The sequence below is a fragment of the Paenibacillus sp. GL_099_B genome (assembly GCF_057835695.1).
On the sequence record NZ_CM174430.1, the window covers coordinates 4,375,320 to 4,391,281 of the forward strand.

At 45.1% G+C, this 15,962-nt stretch carries 17 protein-coding genes and 1 other annotated feature; of the genes, 8 read left to right on the plus strand and 9 right to left on the minus strand.

What is annotated here, in order from left to right:
- The first annotated feature begins 60 nt into the window (after positions 1-60).
- The 3 genes from AC3ITG_RS19755 to AC3ITG_RS19765 all read left to right on the plus strand — a co-directional run bounded on the left by AC3ITG_RS19755 (position 61) and on the right by AC3ITG_RS19765 (position 1,514).
- Positions 61-627, plus strand: coding sequence for a PadR family transcriptional regulator (locus tag AC3ITG_RS19755; protein ID WP_076289075.1), 567 nt, complete (start codon positions 61-63; stop codon positions 625-627).
- Between the two features lie 99 nt (positions 628-726).
- Positions 727-1,230 carry a hypothetical protein gene (locus AC3ITG_RS19760; protein WP_489251109.1) on the plus strand — a complete coding sequence of 168 codons (504 nt, stop codon included), beginning with the start codon at positions 727-729 and terminating at the stop codon, positions 1,228-1,230.
- Positions 1,231-1,235: 5 nt separating this feature from the next.
- Positions 1,236-1,514: a YxcD family protein gene (locus AC3ITG_RS19765; RefSeq protein ID WP_062328214.1), complete on the plus strand. Its 279-nt coding sequence runs from the start codon at positions 1,236-1,238 to the stop codon at positions 1,512-1,514.
- Positions 1,515-1,667: 153 nt separating this feature from the next.
- On the opposite strand, the gene tyrS is transcribed toward AC3ITG_RS19765, so the two are convergent.
- The 3 genes from tyrS to AC3ITG_RS19780 all read right to left on the minus strand — a co-directional run bounded on the left by tyrS (position 1,668) and on the right by AC3ITG_RS19780 (position 5,006).
- Positions 1,668-2,927 (minus strand): tyrosine--tRNA ligase, encoded by a 1,260-nt coding sequence (gene tyrS, locus AC3ITG_RS19770; RefSeq protein ID WP_489251110.1) that lies wholly within the window; start codon positions 2,925-2,927, stop codon positions 1,668-1,670.
- Positions 2,928-3,046: 119 nt separating this feature from the next.
- Positions 3,047-3,268 (minus strand) — a binding site (T-box leader).
- 99 nt (positions 3,269-3,367) lie between these two features.
- Positions 3,368-3,508 (minus strand): hypothetical protein, encoded by a 141-nt coding sequence (locus tag AC3ITG_RS19775; protein WP_413372177.1) that lies wholly within the window; start codon positions 3,506-3,508, stop codon positions 3,368-3,370.
- 28 nt (positions 3,509-3,536) lie between these two features.
- Positions 3,537-5,006, minus strand: a complete 1,470-nt coding sequence (locus AC3ITG_RS19780) for a protein adenylyltransferase SelO (RefSeq protein ID WP_489251111.1) — start codon at positions 5,004-5,006, stop codon at positions 3,537-3,539.
- Between the two features lie 225 nt (positions 5,007-5,231).
- On the opposite strand from AC3ITG_RS19780, the gene AC3ITG_RS19785 reads away from it, so the two are divergent.
- Entirely contained in the window at positions 5,232-5,669 is a 438-nt protein-coding gene (locus AC3ITG_RS19785) for a YhfM domain-containing protein (protein ID WP_489251112.1), read from the plus strand.
- A 146-nt stretch (positions 5,670-5,815) separates the two neighbouring features.
- Here the strand turns inward: AC3ITG_RS19785 and AC3ITG_RS19790 are convergent, their stop codons facing one another.
- The 4 genes from AC3ITG_RS19790 to AC3ITG_RS19805 all read right to left on the minus strand — a co-directional run bounded on the left by AC3ITG_RS19790 (position 5,816) and on the right by AC3ITG_RS19805 (position 9,592).
- Positions 5,816-7,132 (minus strand): nucleobase:cation symporter-2 family protein, encoded by a 1,317-nt coding sequence (locus tag AC3ITG_RS19790; protein ID WP_413372181.1) that lies wholly within the window; start codon positions 7,130-7,132, stop codon positions 5,816-5,818.
- A gap of 353 nt (positions 7,133-7,485) precedes the next feature.
- A complete protein-coding gene (locus tag AC3ITG_RS19795) occupies positions 7,486-7,785 on the minus strand; it encodes a Dabb family protein (RefSeq protein WP_063563097.1) in 300 nt (99 codons plus the stop codon).
- Between the two features lie 33 nt (positions 7,786-7,818).
- Complete coding sequence (locus AC3ITG_RS19800; RefSeq protein WP_413372182.1) at positions 7,819-8,364, minus strand: PadR family transcriptional regulator; 546 nt, start codon at positions 8,362-8,364, stop codon at positions 7,819-7,821.
- A gap of 70 nt (positions 8,365-8,434) precedes the next feature.
- Complete coding sequence (locus tag AC3ITG_RS19805; protein ID WP_413372183.1) at positions 8,435-9,592, minus strand: YhgE/Pip domain-containing protein; 1,158 nt, start codon at positions 9,590-9,592, stop codon at positions 8,435-8,437.
- A gap of 97 nt (positions 9,593-9,689) precedes the next feature.
- Between AC3ITG_RS19805 and AC3ITG_RS19810 the strand changes: the two genes are divergently transcribed.
- Positions 9,690-10,943, plus strand: a complete 1,254-nt coding sequence (locus AC3ITG_RS19810; protein WP_489251113.1) for a cytochrome P450 — start codon at positions 9,690-9,692, stop codon at positions 10,941-10,943.
- A gap of 110 nt (positions 10,944-11,053) precedes the next feature.
- On the opposite strand, the gene AC3ITG_RS19815 is transcribed toward AC3ITG_RS19810, so the two are convergent.
- Entirely contained in the window at positions 11,054-11,638 is a 585-nt protein-coding gene (locus AC3ITG_RS19815; RefSeq protein WP_413372186.1) for a TetR/AcrR family transcriptional regulator, read from the minus strand.
- Positions 11,639-11,863: 225 nt separating this feature from the next.
- Between AC3ITG_RS19815 and AC3ITG_RS19820 the strand changes: the two genes are divergently transcribed.
- From AC3ITG_RS19820 to AC3ITG_RS19830, 3 genes are all read left to right on the plus strand, one after another.
- Positions 11,864-12,991 carry an NADH:flavin oxidoreductase gene (locus AC3ITG_RS19820; RefSeq protein WP_489251114.1) on the plus strand — a complete coding sequence of 376 codons (1,128 nt, stop codon included), beginning with the start codon at positions 11,864-11,866 and terminating at the stop codon, positions 12,989-12,991.
- Positions 12,992-13,194: 203 nt separating this feature from the next.
- Positions 13,195-14,049, plus strand: a complete 855-nt coding sequence (locus AC3ITG_RS19825) for an AraC family ligand binding domain-containing protein (protein WP_489251115.1) — start codon at positions 13,195-13,197, stop codon at positions 14,047-14,049.
- The gene (locus AC3ITG_RS19830; protein WP_489251116.1) at positions 14,046-14,969 is read left to right on the plus strand and encodes a DMT family transporter; all 924 of its coding nucleotides are present in this window, start codon (positions 14,046-14,048) and stop codon (positions 14,967-14,969) included. Before AC3ITG_RS19825 ends, AC3ITG_RS19830 begins: the two co-directional genes overlap by 4 nt.
- Positions 14,970-15,070: 101 nt before the next feature.
- Here the strand turns inward: AC3ITG_RS19830 and AC3ITG_RS19835 are convergent, their stop codons facing one another.
- Positions 15,071-15,763, minus strand: coding sequence for a pseudouridine synthase (locus tag AC3ITG_RS19835; protein ID WP_489251117.1), 693 nt, complete (start codon positions 15,761-15,763; stop codon positions 15,071-15,073).
- Between the last annotated feature and the right edge of the window lie 199 nt (positions 15,764-15,962).

The window sequence follows — 15,962 nt, forward strand, 5'->3', positions numbered from 1 at the left end:
CAAAGAAAGCAATTTTTATTGTTTTTGCTGGCCCAGCCCTAATATTAAGGAGACATGTGCATGAACATACTTTCCTACGGATTGCTCGGGCTTCTTACCCGCGAGGAGTCATCAGGTTATGATCTAATGCTGAAGATCCAGCCGCATTGGCAGGCTAAGCACAGTCAGATCTATCCCCTCCTCTCCAAAATGGAAAACGATGAGCTTTTAGCCTCCCGCTGGGTGCAACAGTCTGACAAACCGGACAAAAAAATGTATGCAGTCACGGAAAAAGGTATTGAAAAACTGCTGGGATGGATGATCACTCCCGTTACCGCTCCGGTTACGCGTGACGAGTTCAATCTGCGTATTTTATGTGTCGGCATTGCGGAAGATGGAAGCATGAGACGCATTCTGAATGAGCGCAAAAACTGGTTTTTGGAACGCATCCGTTATTTCGAGGATTTGAAATCCCGTATACCTCAGGATAATTTGCGAGTAGGCAGTCGGGAATTCGGAAGTTACATTCTGGTACAAAAAGGGTTAATGAACGCGCAAACAGGCATCGAATGGTGTAACTGGGTAACCCAACTACTCGATGGTCAAGCGGCAATTCAGGACCCTTGTCCAAGTATTTCAGAAAATTAAACAAAATTTGAAACGTTCCTGCAAGTTGACCGTATTACTTGAGTAAGGCCCATTTTTGGGCGAATCAAACAAATTAATCGGGGGGTTACGATCTTTACAATGAAGAAAAAATTCGGAATTAAACATCTCATGATGGTTTTCATGGCCTTTACATTACTGTTTGCAACAGTTGGAGTCGCGAATCCAGATTCTGCTGATGCTAGACGTGGTGGCGGTTTCAAATCGGGAACAAAAAGCTATACCAACACACCTAAGAAATCCGATTCCAACAGCAATGTGAGCAAATCGAATACGAATAACAACTCCAGCAATGGAGCTACAACGAACCGTGGCGGATTCTTCGGCGGTGGCGGTGGATTTATGAAAGGTATGATGCTGGGCGGTCTTGCTGGTATGATGTTCGGCGGATTGTTCGGTGGCATGGGCGCTCTGGGTAACATTCTTGGATTGCTCGTAAACGTAGCTGCAATTATGCTGATCGTTATGCTCGCGATGGCCCTGTTCAGAGCCATTACGAATCGCCGTAAACCAGCAGCAGATGGTCGTTATGACCGCAAAAATGATCGTGATGATGATGACCGTAACAGAAACGGACGGTACTAAGCTCTATGGTTCTAAGCATGGATGAAATTGTCAACGCGATCTGTATTCACATGGCTGAACGTAAGGGTGTTCGCCCAACCGATGTCAATGTGGAACTGAGCTGGGAAGAAGAAACGGGATATTCCGCTGAAGTCTGGATTCAAGGCCGCAGTCAGTACCTGGTTGAATCCAACATGATTGAAGCGATCCTGCGCTACCTGCACAGTGAATACGATATTCGGGCTTACCGTGAGAATGTAAGACTTGATCTGGATGAAGAGATCACAGCGATTGTGAATCAATAAATTAATAACTAATAAGCCATTTGCGGATGGAATATAAAAAGGACCGTCTCCATGATGTCATTGACATGATTGGAGACGGTCCTTTTTTTGTGTTGCTTGGGAAGGTAAGACCTTTGCTTCTACCTCCCCAAGATTCATGCTGCAATATTATTGCTACTTCAATTTCACCAGACTGTAATTTTTCTTGCCTTTGCGGATAATGATGAATTTACCACCGATTGCGTGCTCTGCAGAGACCGTGAATTCAAGTTCCGTAACTTTCTCACCATTCATGGAGATAGCTCCTTTGGTGACATCCTCACGCGCCTGACGTTTGGATGGCTCCAGGCCAAGATCCACGAGCCAGTCTACAATATTTTTCGCTTCACCATCGGTTTCGAAGGTCGGCATTTCTTTAAAGCCTTGCTCGATTTCGTCTGCTGTAAGGGAACGAATGTCTCCGCTGAACAGTGCTGCCGTAATGCGCTTAGCCTGCTCCAGCATATCGTCGCCGTGAACAAATTTCGTCATTTCTTCAGCGAGTGCCTTTTGTGCTTCACGCTTGTGCGGCTCCGTTTCTACCTTTTCAGCCAAAGCTTCAATCTCCTCTTTGCTTAGGAATGTGAAGTATTTCAGGTATTTGATCACATCACGATCATCCGAGTTCGCCCAGAACTGGTAGAATTCGAATGGAGTCGTTTTATTCGCATCAAGCCAGATGGACCCGCCTGCGGATTTACCGAATTTTGTTCCGTCGGATTTGAGCATAAGCGGGATCGTCAGACCGTAAGCTTTTGCTTCTGGCCCTTCTTTTTTACGGATCAGGTCCAGACCGCTTGTAATGTTGCCCCATTGATCGGAACCGCCAATTTGCAGCTGTACATCCTCATGTTGGAACAGGTGCAGGTAATCGAGCGATTGGAGAATCTGGTAGGAGAACTCGGTAAACGAAATTCCGTCTTCCAGTCTGCTCGCAACCACATCTTTGGCCAGCATCGTGTTGAGGTTAAAGTTTTTACCGTAGTCACGCAAAAATTCAATCACATTGATTTTGTGTGTCCAGTCGTAGTTGTTGACCATACGTACCTGATTGTCGCCATCCGTTACAAAAAGCTTTTTCATTTGTGCAGTCAGAGCATCCACATTGGCCTGTACCTCTTCCAACGTTTGAAGAGAACGTTCCGATTGACGACCACTTGGATCACCAATAGTTCCTGTTGCCCCACCAATCAGAATAACCGGACGGTGGCCAGCGAGTTGGAAACGTTTCAGCATCATGAACGGAATCAAATGTCCAATGTGCATGCTGTCTCCTGTAGGGTCAACCCCGCAGTACAAGGAAACCGACGTGGTCTCGGTCAGCTCACGCAGACCCTCCGCATCCGTCTGTTGGTTAATAGCGTCGCGCCATTCCAGTTCATCAATAATATTCAAAACAAGCAACCCCTTCTCTATGCATTGGTATTAGGCCATGATCTACGTTAATTCACAAGGAGCTAAGCCGGGCGAGGCTTTTTTGGACACAAAAAAATCGCCGCCTTGTCATCAATAGACATAGGGACGATTATCATAACCGTGGTACCACCCAACTTGCACAGACAACAACTCACGCGCTGTCCATACCGCTTTCAGCAAAATATCGTTTGCCATTCCGCTTGGCATTACCCAAGTACTCCAGAGTGTAATTCGCAGCCCTTGTATGTATCAGGTTCCATCAACCCCTGACTTTCTGTAACAGGGACAAAGCCGCTACTGCGCTCTATCAACGTAATTCATGTATTCAATTTATAGCCAGTATAGCCGAACGTTAATATCATTGCAAGGTCAAGTATTTATCTTTAGATAGAACAACAGATGAGTGCCTGCGCCAAAGTTTATAAAGACATCATGTTCAACTTCTCGTGGTAATATGCATAAGCCTTGTCTGCAATCTGATCTTCATTGTTCCAAAATTGCTGATCCAGCGTATCCAGCTGTTCAAGTTCCTGTGGGCATGATAATGAAAAAGCTGCCATTGGCAGCCTCTTCATAACAAGTTTTCAATCAGGTTCCACAGAAAGTCCGGTAGGAGGCATCGCACTGCGCAGGCAGTTTCGCGTACTCAGCCTGTTCGGGAGAATGTGCAAACGGGTTTGAAAGAACAGCAAGAAGCTTCTCCATCACACTAAGATCTCCGTGATTCTCTGCTCGGTCCAGTGCTTCTTCCACCCGATGATTACGAGGAATCACCGCCGGGTTGCTAGACTTCATCAATTGCTGCGATTCTTCTTTCCCTTCCTGCTGTCTGCCTAATCTTGCCTGGCGACGCTCATTCCACTCCGCAAACTCTGAAGTATCGAATAAAGGAGCTCCGTTGAGCGTATCAAAGGTCAGTGCGAGGAACGTATTTGTGTAATCTGCACTATGCTTCTCCATCAATTCAAGAAGATCTCTGATTAACGCTTCATCCTCAGCCTCTTCATTAAACAAGCCCAGCTTACTCCGCATTCCCGAGAGCCAGTGGTGATGATACAATTCAGAGAATTGTGCAATCGCATCCTGGGCGATTTGTACAGCCTGTTCTTCATCCTCATGCAGCAGTGGCAGAAGCGTCTCGGCAAACCGAGCCAGATTCCAGCCGCCAATATACGGTTGATTTCCATAGGCATACCGACCTTGCGTGTCAATGGAGCTAAATACCGTCGCTGGATTGTAGGCATCCATAAACGCACACGGCCCATAATCGATGGTTTCACCACTGATGGCCATATTATCTGTATTCATTACGCCATGAATGAAACCAACCTGTTGCCACTTAGCGATAAGTGAAGCCTGCCGCTGAATGACTTCCTGAAGCAACAGCAGATAGCGATTATCGGCTTCCGCAATATCGGGAAAATGCCGTTTCAGTGTATAGTTAGCCAATGCTCTGAGCTCATCAATCGATCCCCATCTGGCTGCGTATTGGAAGGTTGCTACACGTAAATGACTTGAAGCTACTCGAGTCAGGATAGCACCAGGTCGCTCTGTTTCGCGTGTAATGTTTTCTCCAGTAGAAACAACCGCCAGACTTCGCGTTGTTGGAATGCCGAGTGCATACATCGCTTCACTAATAATGTATTCACGCAGCATTGGCCCAACAGCAGCACGTCCATCACCTCCGCGAGAATATGGGGTTCTTCCGGAACCTTTCAGCTGGATATCCACTCGCTCGCCTTGTGGCGTGATCTGTTCTCCCAGCAGCAAAGCCCGTCCATCACCAAGCATGTTAAAATTACCGAACTGATGACCCGCATAGGCCTGAGACAGAGGCTCGGCACCTTCCGGAATCAGGTTTCCTGCAAACACCTCCGCTCCTTCATCACTGTTCAGTGCCTCAACATTCAGCCCCAGGCTGGCTGCAAGCAACGTATTGAAGATGATCAACTTCGGTGATTGAACAGGTACCGCACCCTGATTTGTAAAAAAGGTCTGTGGCAAACGTCCATAACTGTTGTCGAAGTGCCAGCCTTTTTTCAGCGTTTCTTGTTGCATGGTGATCACAACTCCTTTTCTGTAACCAAGCGATATCAGGATATCCCTTCGTTTATATTTTAGCCTTGTGAACCAATGCTCATTTATGTAGTCGCATGGAAATTCAACGGAAAGAACATGTAGCATGTTCATGATGAAACTTTAGCATATTTATATCCCTTTTGCATTCATCCCGCTGTAACTTTCATACCCGGGGCACCGTTTAAGTTTCAAGGGGGGATCAGATTGAGAAAATACATCTATTGGATTGGGTGTATGACACTTTTGTTTATGTGCCTTACGGGTTGTTCAATGGGCGAAATACAATCGAAAGGAGATCAGGTTATCATTCAACAGTCGGTCGATGAATCAAATAAATACACCCTTCTTAGAGAAATTACCGACCCGACTCAGGTGCAAGCCATCAGGAACATCACCGCCTCTATCCCATCGAACAATACTATAGCGGATATGGTGCGGCCTCCAGATTATAAATTCTTTTTTGAGAATAACAAATCATCCTCAGATAAAAGTGTCATCTATAATCTCTGGATCAGTCCCCATCAGGATCAGGTTGAGATCATCATTGAAAGCAAGCCTACTTATGTTCAATTAACTAAGAAGAAATCTGCAAAACTTTTCGAACTTATCACAGGTGAAAAGCTTCCGGGGTATGTTGAGTAAAACAATCCACTGGTACTCATCAGTTAACACAACATAAAAACCCAAGAGGTTCATTGGCGAGGGGAATCATTCCGATCATCCCACCCCACTCAACACCATCTTGGGTCTGTTCCATTTATTCAGATTACATGCCTACAAAATAATCATTACGTATGTGCCTCTTGAGCCTGTACGGGCTGTACGGGCAGACTCTCCTTTTTAAATCCGAGGTTAAAGAAGATATTGAGCAGAATGGCGCACAGACTTCCTGTGATAATACCATCACCAACAATAATGCGGATACTTTGAGGCAGCTGGGCAAACAGATCGGGCACAGCCGTGACGCCAAGACCGAGTGAAACCGAACAAGCAACGATCAACAAATTGGATTGCTTACTGAAATCCACATGTTGCAGCATTTTAATCCCGGATGAGACCACCATGCCGAACAGAACAACCGTTGCCCCGCCGAGTACCGCGCTGGGGATAATCGTTGCGAATGCCGCAACTTTGGGGATGAGTCCGAGAAAAATCAGAATACCTCCGGCTGCAACAACCACATTGGTCGTTTTCACCTTGGAGAGCTGAACCAAACCGACATTCTGGGCAAAAGTGTTATAAGGAAAAGCATTGAAGATTCCACCAAGCACAAACGCCAGACCTTCTGCGCGATATCCTCGTGCCAGATCCTTTTCGTTAATCGGTTGATCACAGATTTTGCTCAAGGCCATAAACACACCTGTAGACTCAATAATGACAACCGTACCGACAATAATCATGGTAATGATAGGACCGATTTCGAAGGTGGGCCATCCAAAATAAAAGGGCTGTGGCAAGTGGAACCAGGAAGCTTCCTGTACAGAGTTGAAATTCACTTTCCCCATGAGGGCAGCGACGAGTGTACCCACAATAATACCGAGGAGAACTGCGAGGGATTTGACAAAGCCGCGAGCATATCGATTCAGCACCAGAATGAAGAGCAATACCCCGAATGAGAGAGCCAGATTGTCCAGGCTTCCGAAATTCTCACTGTTTGCTCCACCTGCCATGTTTTTGATGCCCGTTGGAATTAACGCCAGACCAATAATGGTCACGACTGTTCCAATCACAACGGGAGGAAACAGTTTGACGATTTTACTAAAGAAGACAGCACATATAACGATGAATATTCCTGCTGCAATGATGGAACCGTAAATGGCCGGAATTCCATATTGTGATCCAATCGCAATCATGGGAGTCACAGCAACAAATGAGCTTCCAAGAACCGCTGGCAAGCCTATCCCCAAATACTTCCCTTTACGTGCTTGAAGCCATGTCGCGATACCACAGGTTAACAGGTCAATCGATACCAAGTACGCCAATTGTTCTGCAGTCAGGTTTAACGCCCTTCCCACAAGCAGCGGAACCAAAATGGCCCCGGCATACATCGCCAATACGTGCTGAATTCCCAGTGAAAAAATCCTCATTCTCTTGGTTTCTCTCATCCCTACCTGCCCCCTGTAATTTAGAATCACTTTACCGCTGCAAAAATCATGTTATGTTGATTCACATTATATAAACAATTGCGGGAAGTTCCATGATTCACAACATAGAATTGTTGCAGGTTATAAAGTGAACTCAGTATATTGGGCGTTTTGTACAAAAAAAGAACGAAAACACCTTCTTTTCTTGTTATATTATCTCACATAAAAATCATGGAACACCTTTGCCTCTCCTCACTCCATCCCAATCGAAAAACATAAAAAGGTCAGCCAGAAAATTCTGGCTAACCTAATCATCTGAGAGCCACCGCCATGGCGACTTCTTATGCATAATATATTATGGACAATATGAAGACTCAGATCGAATAATCGACCACAATCACATTCTCCAGCCACTCATTCAGAGAGGCTACAAATGCCTGATGTGCAGGATGCGGGCCATAAGCACGCAGCGCTTCCTGATCTTCAAACGTCACTCTCAGGCCAAGTGTGAAGCCCTGAATATGATCCGTCTCCTCTGTTACATTAATGCCTGCGGTGAGATCCACAATTCCAGGAATCTGTTCCTGTAACGCGAGCAATTGAGCCACCAATTCCTGCTGTTTGACCGTAGTGATTTTATCGTTCAATTTGAATGCGACCAAATGTTCATACATTATCTTCTCATCCTCATTCCTTTAACGAGTTATTTAGCTTTTTAATACTCTGTTCTGAACATGATGCAGAAGTTTCTGAAGCCATATAACATCACTTTGAATAGAGTGATATGCATGATCTCGCATCAACAACAGTGCATCTTTCAGATCCTCCTGCACATCAATCTCCTGAGGTGTATGAGAATCAATATATTCCAGCCTCTTATTCATCTTCTGAATAATATCCTCAATCAAATACGCGATCTTCTGATTATCCACCTTATCCAAATGGACCAACGCAGCGTATAAGGACTGTACATTCGTAAACTTCTGGAACACCTTATATATGCTCTGTTCAAGGGACTGACGTCCTTTTTCGGTAATTCCATATGTCGTTTTGTCTGGTCGATTTTCACTCTGAATCGTTTCTACCTTCTCAATAAGACCCTTCTTCAGCAACACTTCAAAATTATAATAAATGGTGCCTTCCGTAATCTTGGCATCCGTTTGATCCAGATGTTTACCAATTCGCTTCTTAATATCATAGGGATAATAATTCCCTTCACTTAGTGCACCGAGTATAAATATTTGAATCGACATGTGACTGCCCCCATTCTGCTAATCCAAGGGCATAGCTTCTTCTTAATCGCCTACCCTCATATCTTCTATTTTATATCATAACGGGCTGTTGTACAGACTCCTGTGTGGTACTAGTTTGCTTGGCTTTTTTGAAATGATGAATGGCTGTATTGATAACAAAGGCTCCCACACCAACCAATGCCAGCCCAACGGCATAATGCACCGTTCTTCCCCCACCGAAGAGAATATTGTAATCCAGATGCGTTGAATAGAACATCGGTGTAATCTGACTTACGAATTTGAAATATCCTGGCATCATCTCCGGTGACATGGACGTCCCGTTTGCAATGGATTGGCTGAGTACGAATATCATATTGATGAGCATTCCGCCTTGACCCAGAAGCATGATAAAGATACTTGTGAACTCAATCGACACAAACAACTGCAAACCATGCACCATCCACAGTTTCAAAAACGCTTCCACCCCATACCCTTGCACCATAAAATAAATGCCTATCCCTACAAGTGGAGCAAGGATGGAAACAAGCAGGTTGACTCCTCGCATTGCAAAGAATGCTTTCCATTTACCCATCTGCCCTTGCAGTTGTTTCATTCCGCCAATGCTTTGCATCGCATAGATCATGGCTCCAACATAGAGCGCCATTGTGATAAACATCGGTGCCATCTGATTTTGCATGCCTGCTGGTTGCGGGTTGCTCAGAACGATGTCGGATGATACTTTGCCCATGGTCGATTCCACAATCTGTTTCGATTGCTCCGCAGGAACCTGCATACTGCTCAGCACACCCTCGAAGCTCTGTGCCTGAACCTGAGCACCGATCTGCGCAGTGATTTGAGCAGCTACATTTTTCATTGAACTGGTGATCGTTGTTGGGTTCGATTCATTAATCAGGTACTGGAGCTGAGCTTTACCGCCCTGTTCAGACAGTTTCTCCGTAAAATCACCCGGTATACGTATGATCATATGAATATCCCGATCTTCAAGCCCTGTCTTTGCCTGTTGCAATGATTCGTTGGTTACTACCTTAAATGGCAATTGTTCTTGCAATTTTTGTACAAATTCAGTACCGGATTGCTGGTCCTCGTTGACAATGGCGACCGTAAGATTGGTTACATTTTTGGGGATTGCGCTATATCCCGACATAAAAACGGTCAACATTACAATTTGATAAAAAACGATCATGAATATGCCTGCCTTGACTCCGCCGTGCTTCAGTATGTTCTTCACTCTCTACTCCACCTTGTTGTTTTAATTTAAACTACTTGAATTAAAGTACTCTTATTTGTTATATTTGTCAATGAGACCAACCAAGGAGGCGAAACGAATGACGAAGAGCTCTATTATTTCTCTGTCAGAAATCACGAATTTCCAATCGAAAGAAGAAGAATTCAGTCCCTACCGTTGGTATCGCAGCATGTTGAATCAGGAACCTGTCATCTACAATGAAGAGACCGATTCCTGGCATGTATTCAAGTATGATCTTGTCAAAACCGTGCTTAATGATCACGAGCACTTCTCCAGTGTGAGAAAAAGATCAATTGTGAACGTGGGATATTCAAGTGAAGAAAAAGGGGCGGACAGCGAGCATCACATGCCGGACAAGCTGGATATTCACAATGTAGATCCGCCGGATCATCGCAAGCGGAGATCATTGCTGGCAAGTGCGTTTACACCGAGAAGTCTCAAGCTTTGGGAACCGAGAATAGAGGCTGTGGCCGAAGAGCTAATTAGAGAATTTGAGCATCAATCAGAAGTAGACATTGTTGAAGCTTATACGAGCATGTTTCCTGTCATTATCATGTCTGATCTGCTTAGCGTTCCCTCCAAAGATCGTCATTTGTTCAAGGGTTGGGTGGACACCATGTTTATGCCCACTACCGATGCCACCTTTGATCAAATTAATGAAATGAAAAAGATTGCCGGCGAAGAATATTTTAAATACTTGTATCCCTTCGTTGTGTCCAAAAGATCCAATCTGGGAGAAGATATCATATCCGACCTGATCCAGGTGGAAGTGGATGGCGAGCACTTTACGGATGAAGAGATTGTGCGAACCACCATGTTTATTCTGGGCGCTGGCATAGAAACAACAAGCAACCTGCTGGCCAACTCGTTCTATGCCCTTCTGTATGATCAACCGGAATTGTATGCCGAACTCAGGGATAACCTTGATCTTGTTCCAGCCGCGGTAGAGGAAATGCTGAGATATCGCTTTCACATCAGCAAAATGGACCGGATGGTCAAAGAGGATAACGATCTGCTTGGTGTTAAACTGAAAAAGGGAGACGCTATCGTGGCGTGGATGAGTGCAGCCAATATGGATGAGAACATGTTCGAAGATCCGTTCACCTTGAATATTCATCGATCGAACAATAATAAACAGCTTGCATTTGGTTTTGGCACTCACTTCTGTCTGGGGGCTCCCCTGGCGCGTCTGGAGGCCAAAATTGTACTGACCACATTTCTAAACACCTTCACCAGAATTGAACCCGTGGAAGGATTCAATCTGGAGGAAAACCTGACCGCTTCTGCGGCCGGACAATCTTTAACAAGCCTTCCGCTGAAGCTATATACGTAAATCCATCTGACGTAAATTCATTTATGAATTGATAATCTTCGCTATATTTTCGATGGATAAAATCAAAACAAAAAGAGCAGATCTCATCTGCTCTTTCTCTTTACCCTTCGTTACTTCAGCAAACCTGTTCCATTCATCATAAACGGCACCACTCGCTCAGCTAATTCAGCCGGGGATTCCTGTCTTTCCTCCAAATTCCAGCGATACGTCACCCCATAGATAGACCAGCTTAGCATAGTTGCCAAATACGCCAATGTTTTGGGTGGCTCTGCACCCTCCGTTTGACTCATGGCAAGCTCTAGAACAAGCTTCTCTAACTGGGACTTAATGTTTTCTTCAAAGATTGGCGCTACGGACTCATATTTCTTAATACATTGGTTGCTTGAGTCATGATAATTACATAACGAAATCACCAGTTGCTTCAGGGTCTCTTCTGTCAAATGTGCCTCTACATCAATTTGTTTAAGCACATATTCTTGAAAAGCGAAAGACAAAACGGATTCAAGCAGTTCATATTTGTCTGCAAAATGGGCATAAAATGTGGCCCGGTTAATCGTCGCCTTTTGCGTAATATCCTGAACCGTGATAGCTGAGAAATCCTTTTTATTCAAATGATAAAAAAACGCATCCTGAATTAATTGACGGGTTCGGATCACCCGTGGATCATTGGGATTTGGAGAAAACTCACCTGACATATATAAAGTACCCCTTTTAATCGATCTTGTAATCAAACTTCTCAATGCTTCTATTATAAATAGCTCCCGTTAGGTCAACAAGTAATCCAGGGTTAAACCAACATTATTATGGTCGCTTTGCTTAAGCAACACATTGGTTAAATCGTCGGTTGATGCAGGCACTCTCCATTGATAATATTGCACTCGTACCCCGCTTGGAGGTGCACTATTATGGAGGTGTTTGACTTGAGTAATCATCAACAGCAACAAGTTCAATCGACGGAAAATCTGTTTCAACCTTATACGATTCATAACTTAACCCTGCAGTCTCGTATCGTTATGCCCGCTATGGGTCGGGCTTTCTCACCGGATGGTGTACCGGGTACCGATGTAGCGGCTTATTATCGCAGACGTGCCGAAAATGGCGTCGGACTTATCATTACCGAAGGTGTAACTATTGACCATCCGGCGGCAACCAGCGAACCGCGTGTGCCCCGTTTTCATGGTGAGGAAGCATTGAACGGCTGGGCAGAAGTCGTCAGACAAGTTCATGAAGCCGGGGGCAAGATTTTTCCTCAGCTCTGGCATATGGGTATGGCTCGTCCAGCGGGATCACAGCCTCATCCGGAAGCTCCTTCCATTGGGCCGTCGGGTATTGATCTGGAGGGAAAACTGACGGGTGAACCAATGACCGAGGAAGAAATCGCCAACATCATTCAAGCCTTTGTGGACGCAGCAGTGCATGCCAAACGGCTTGGGTTTGACGGCATCGAAATTCAAGGAGCACATGGTTACCTGGTTGACCAATTCTTCTGGGACAGAACAAATACACGAACAGACCGCTACGGCGGTGATCTTATCAAGCGTACGCAATTCGCCACCGAACTTATTCAGGCCATTCGCGCTGCTGTGGGTCCCGATTACCCGATTGCCATTCGTTTGTCGCAGTGGAAAATGAGTGATTATTACGTCAAACCGCTGGACACACCGGATAAGCTGGAGCTATTCCTGAATGTGCTGGTAGAGGCCGGCATCGATATATTCCACTGCTCAACACGCCGTTTCTGGGAGTCGGAATATGAAGGTTCGGAACTTGGATTTGCCGGATGGGTGAAAAAACTGACAGGCAAACCAACGATAGCCGTGGGCTCTGTCGGTCTGGATGATGAATTTACCAGTCTCTATACTGAAGGTAAAGGGGCAGGACACAAAGATTTGGATGATCTTCTCCATCGTTTGGACCAGCAGGAATTTGATCTGGTTGCCGTTGGACGTGCACTTCTGGCTGATCCGGCGTGGGCTGTGAAAATCCGTGATGGCCGTGTGAATGAAATTCAGGCCTTTTCGCCAGAAGCGCTTGCTACGTTGCTATAAGAATAATTTAGGTCTAAGTTAATATTGTTATCCGTTGAATGAGCAATAATTGAACCAAAATACTCGTCATCCCATTAGTGAGAGGCAGCGGGTATTTTGGTTTTTTATATGTTTGAACAAAACAGAGCGAGCAATATCGTCCAAGAACGTTCCTTCTTTTCATATTATAATGACATTAACTTACCAGAAAGAAGGTGCAACAGGTGACTCGCGAAGTGCGAACCGTCGTGTTCGATACCGATCTACAGCTAGAAGCCTATCAATTCGAAGGCATTATGCAGAAATTCCCCAATCATTTTCATGACTATTACGTCATTGGATTTATTGAGCAAGGCAAGCGCCATCTCGTATGTAATAACGAAGAATATATCCTGAACACTGGAGACATGATTATTTTTAATCCGCATGATCCCCATGCCTGCGAACAGGTGGACGGCAGAACCCTGGATTATCGCTGCATCAACATTCAACCTGAGGTCATGCGCCAATATGTACAGGAAATTACCGGACAAGCTTACTTGCCCCGGTTTACTTCTCCTGTTCTCTACCAAAGCGAACATCTTGGTTCCTTACATGAACTGCATCAGATGATTTTGGAAGAGCAAGCTGACTTTCACAAAGAAGAACTGCTGCTCTTTCTGCTGGAACAGCTGATGAGAGAATATGCGGATGCCGAACCGCCCATTTCCGCTCAGGACGTCACCATCGAAATCAGACGCATATGCGAGTACATAGAGACTCATTATATGGAGAGCATTACGCTGAACCAATTAGTCGAGTTAACAGGGCTGAGCAAGTACCATCTATTGCGTTTATTCACTCGTCAAAAAGGGATATCTCCCTACCGCTACCTGGAAACGATTCGCATCAATCAGGCCAAACGGCTATTGGAACACGGCCAGCTTCCGATTGAGGTCGCCGCGCAGACAGGTTTCAGTGACCAGAGTCACTTTACGAATTTTTTCAAAAAGCTAATTGGTTTGACGCCCAAGCAATACAGACGCATCTTCAACCATGAAGTGGATTCCAAGCAGCGTACAGCGGATGACCTGTCATGACAGGTCAGAACAAAATCTCCACTGGACACCTGCTGGCCTTACTTACGATCCTGATCTGGGGAACAACGTTTATCTCCACCAAGGTGCTGCTGATCGATTTCACCCCGGTGGAGATTCTCTTTTTCCGTTTCGTAATTGGCTATGTAGTGCTCCTCCTGATCCATCCGCGTTTGATGCGAATTACCTCACTCCGAGAAGAAATGCTGTTTATCGGTGCTGGATTATGCGGGGTTACGTTATATTTTCTCATTGAAAATATTGCACTGGTGTACACCCTCGCTTCCAATGTAGGTGTTATTGTTTCAATTGCCCCATTCTTTACTGCAGTCCTTGCACATTTCTTCCTGGATGGAGAAAGATTGCACAAGCGGTTTATCGTGGGCTTCGCCATTGCCTTGACTGGCATTATCCTTATTGGACTTAACGGCAGTTTCATTCTGCAACTGAATCCGCTGGGGGATCTGCTCGCTTTCGTGGCACCTGCTGTATGGGCGATCTACTCTGTTCTCATGCGCAAAATAGGTGAACTTCCCTATCACACCATCGGTGCTACACGCAAAGTATTCTTTTACGGACTATTATTCATGCTTCCGGCTTTGTTCCTATTCGAATTCCACTTCGATCTTGGGCGCTTCGCCAACATGGCCAACCTTTCGAACCTTCTCTTTCTCGGACTGGGTGCCTCAGCCTTATGTTTTGTAACCTGGAACCGGGCAGTGAGTCTGCTGGGAGCCGTTAAAACAAGTGTGTACATTTATTTGGTACCTGTCATTACCGTCGTCGCTTCTGCACTGATTCTACATGAACGGATTACCTGGATAACGCTGCTTGGAGCTCTATTAACGTTGCTCGGATCATTTATTTCAGAGAAGAAAGTACAAAGAAAAAGAATTCGTAATACGTTGCCGAAACTTCATTAATATATGGTTTCATCGTCCATAACTCAAAAAAAGAGGCATTAATCCATAAAGGATTAGTGCCTCTCTTCATTTTGCCGGGGACATTGCTTCGATGCCTTTCTCTAATTCAACATGAATAGTAGGTTCTCCAACTCCTGCTTCTCCAGATATCTCCATTGCCCACGCTCCAGTCCTTCCAGCGTAACATTCATAATTCGGATGCGCTCCAGCTTGAGCACTCTGTAACCCAGCGCTTTGCACATTCTGCGGATTTGCAGATTAAGCCCCTGAGTCAAAATGATACGAAATACGTTCTCACTTTGCTTATACACTTCACACGACTTCGTCACCACATTCATAATCTCAACCCCTTGCGACATCGCCCGTACGAATTCGTCTGTCACTGGTTTGTCTACAGTTACTACATATTCCTTGTCGTGGTTATGCTCCGAACGCATCATCTTGTTCACAATATCTCCGTCATTCGTCAGAAAAATCAAACCCTCGGACGCCTTATCCAGCCTGCCAATCGCAAAGATACGCGAGGAATAATTCACATATTGAATAATGTTTCCCTCCACCTGTTCTGCTGCGGTGCAGACAATGCCGATGGGTTTATTCAGAGCAAGGTAAACAGGCTCGCGATCATTGAAAGGAATCTCCTCACCATCAATCAGTACGATATCCTCGGGCTCTACGTCCGCACCTTTTTCACACACTTTACCATTAATCGTGATGCGCCCGGCTGCAATTAATCGGTTCGTTTCCCTGCGGGAGCAGTATCCCGTTTCACTTATGTATTTGTTAATTCGCATGCTCCACCACTTCTCATCTGTAATATTGCCGCTGGTTCATTAGCGAGTTCATGTCGTCAGTTCATCCACTTCGTTCAATAGGTTAGTACCTTGTACTGATTTTCATCCCACATCATCTCACTTATAATGAAACGAAGCAAATGAATTGTTATACGGAGGTACATAGGAAATCCAAAATAAACTGAGGAAAGGAGTTAAC

Bases quoted from the DNA above. Each gene is read 5' to 3' on its own strand.
- AC3ITG_RS19755 (WP_076289075.1), top strand. From the start codon at position 61: ATGAACATACTTTCCTACGGATTGCTCGGGCTTCTTACCCGCGAGGAG.
- AC3ITG_RS19760 (WP_489251109.1), top strand. From the start codon at position 727: ATGAAGAAAAAATTCGGAATTAAACATCTCATGATGGTTTTCATGGCC.
- AC3ITG_RS19765 (WP_062328214.1), top strand. From the start codon at position 1,236: ATGGTTCTAAGCATGGATGAAATTGTCAACGCGATCTGTATTCACATG.
- AC3ITG_RS19775 (WP_413372177.1), bottom strand. From the start codon at position 3,508: ATGGCAGCTTTTTCATTATCATGCCCACAGGAACTTGAACAGCTGGAT.
- AC3ITG_RS19780 (WP_489251111.1), bottom strand. From the start codon at position 5,006: ATGCAACAAGAAACGCTGAAAAAAGGCTGGCACTTCGACAACAGTTAT.
- AC3ITG_RS19790 (WP_413372181.1), bottom strand. From the start codon at position 7,132: ATGAGAGAAACCAAGAGAATGAGGATTTTTTCACTGGGAATTCAGCAC.
- AC3ITG_RS19795 (WP_063563097.1), bottom strand. From the start codon at position 7,785: ATGTATGAACATTTGGTCGCATTCAAATTGAACGATAAAATCACTACG.
- AC3ITG_RS19800 (WP_413372182.1), bottom strand. From the start codon at position 8,364: ATGTCGATTCAAATATTTATACTCGGTGCACTAAGTGAAGGGAATTAT.
- AC3ITG_RS19810 (WP_489251113.1), top strand. From the start codon at position 9,690: ATGACGAAGAGCTCTATTATTTCTCTGTCAGAAATCACGAATTTCCAA.
- AC3ITG_RS19815 (WP_413372186.1), bottom strand. From the start codon at position 11,638: ATGTCAGGTGAGTTTTCTCCAAATCCCAATGATCCACGGGTGATCCGA.
- AC3ITG_RS19830 (WP_489251116.1), top strand. From the start codon at position 14,046: ATGACAGGTCAGAACAAAATCTCCACTGGACACCTGCTGGCCTTACTT.
- AC3ITG_RS19835 (WP_489251117.1), bottom strand. From the start codon at position 15,763: ATGCGAATTAACAAATACATAAGTGAAACGGGATACTGCTCCCGCAGG.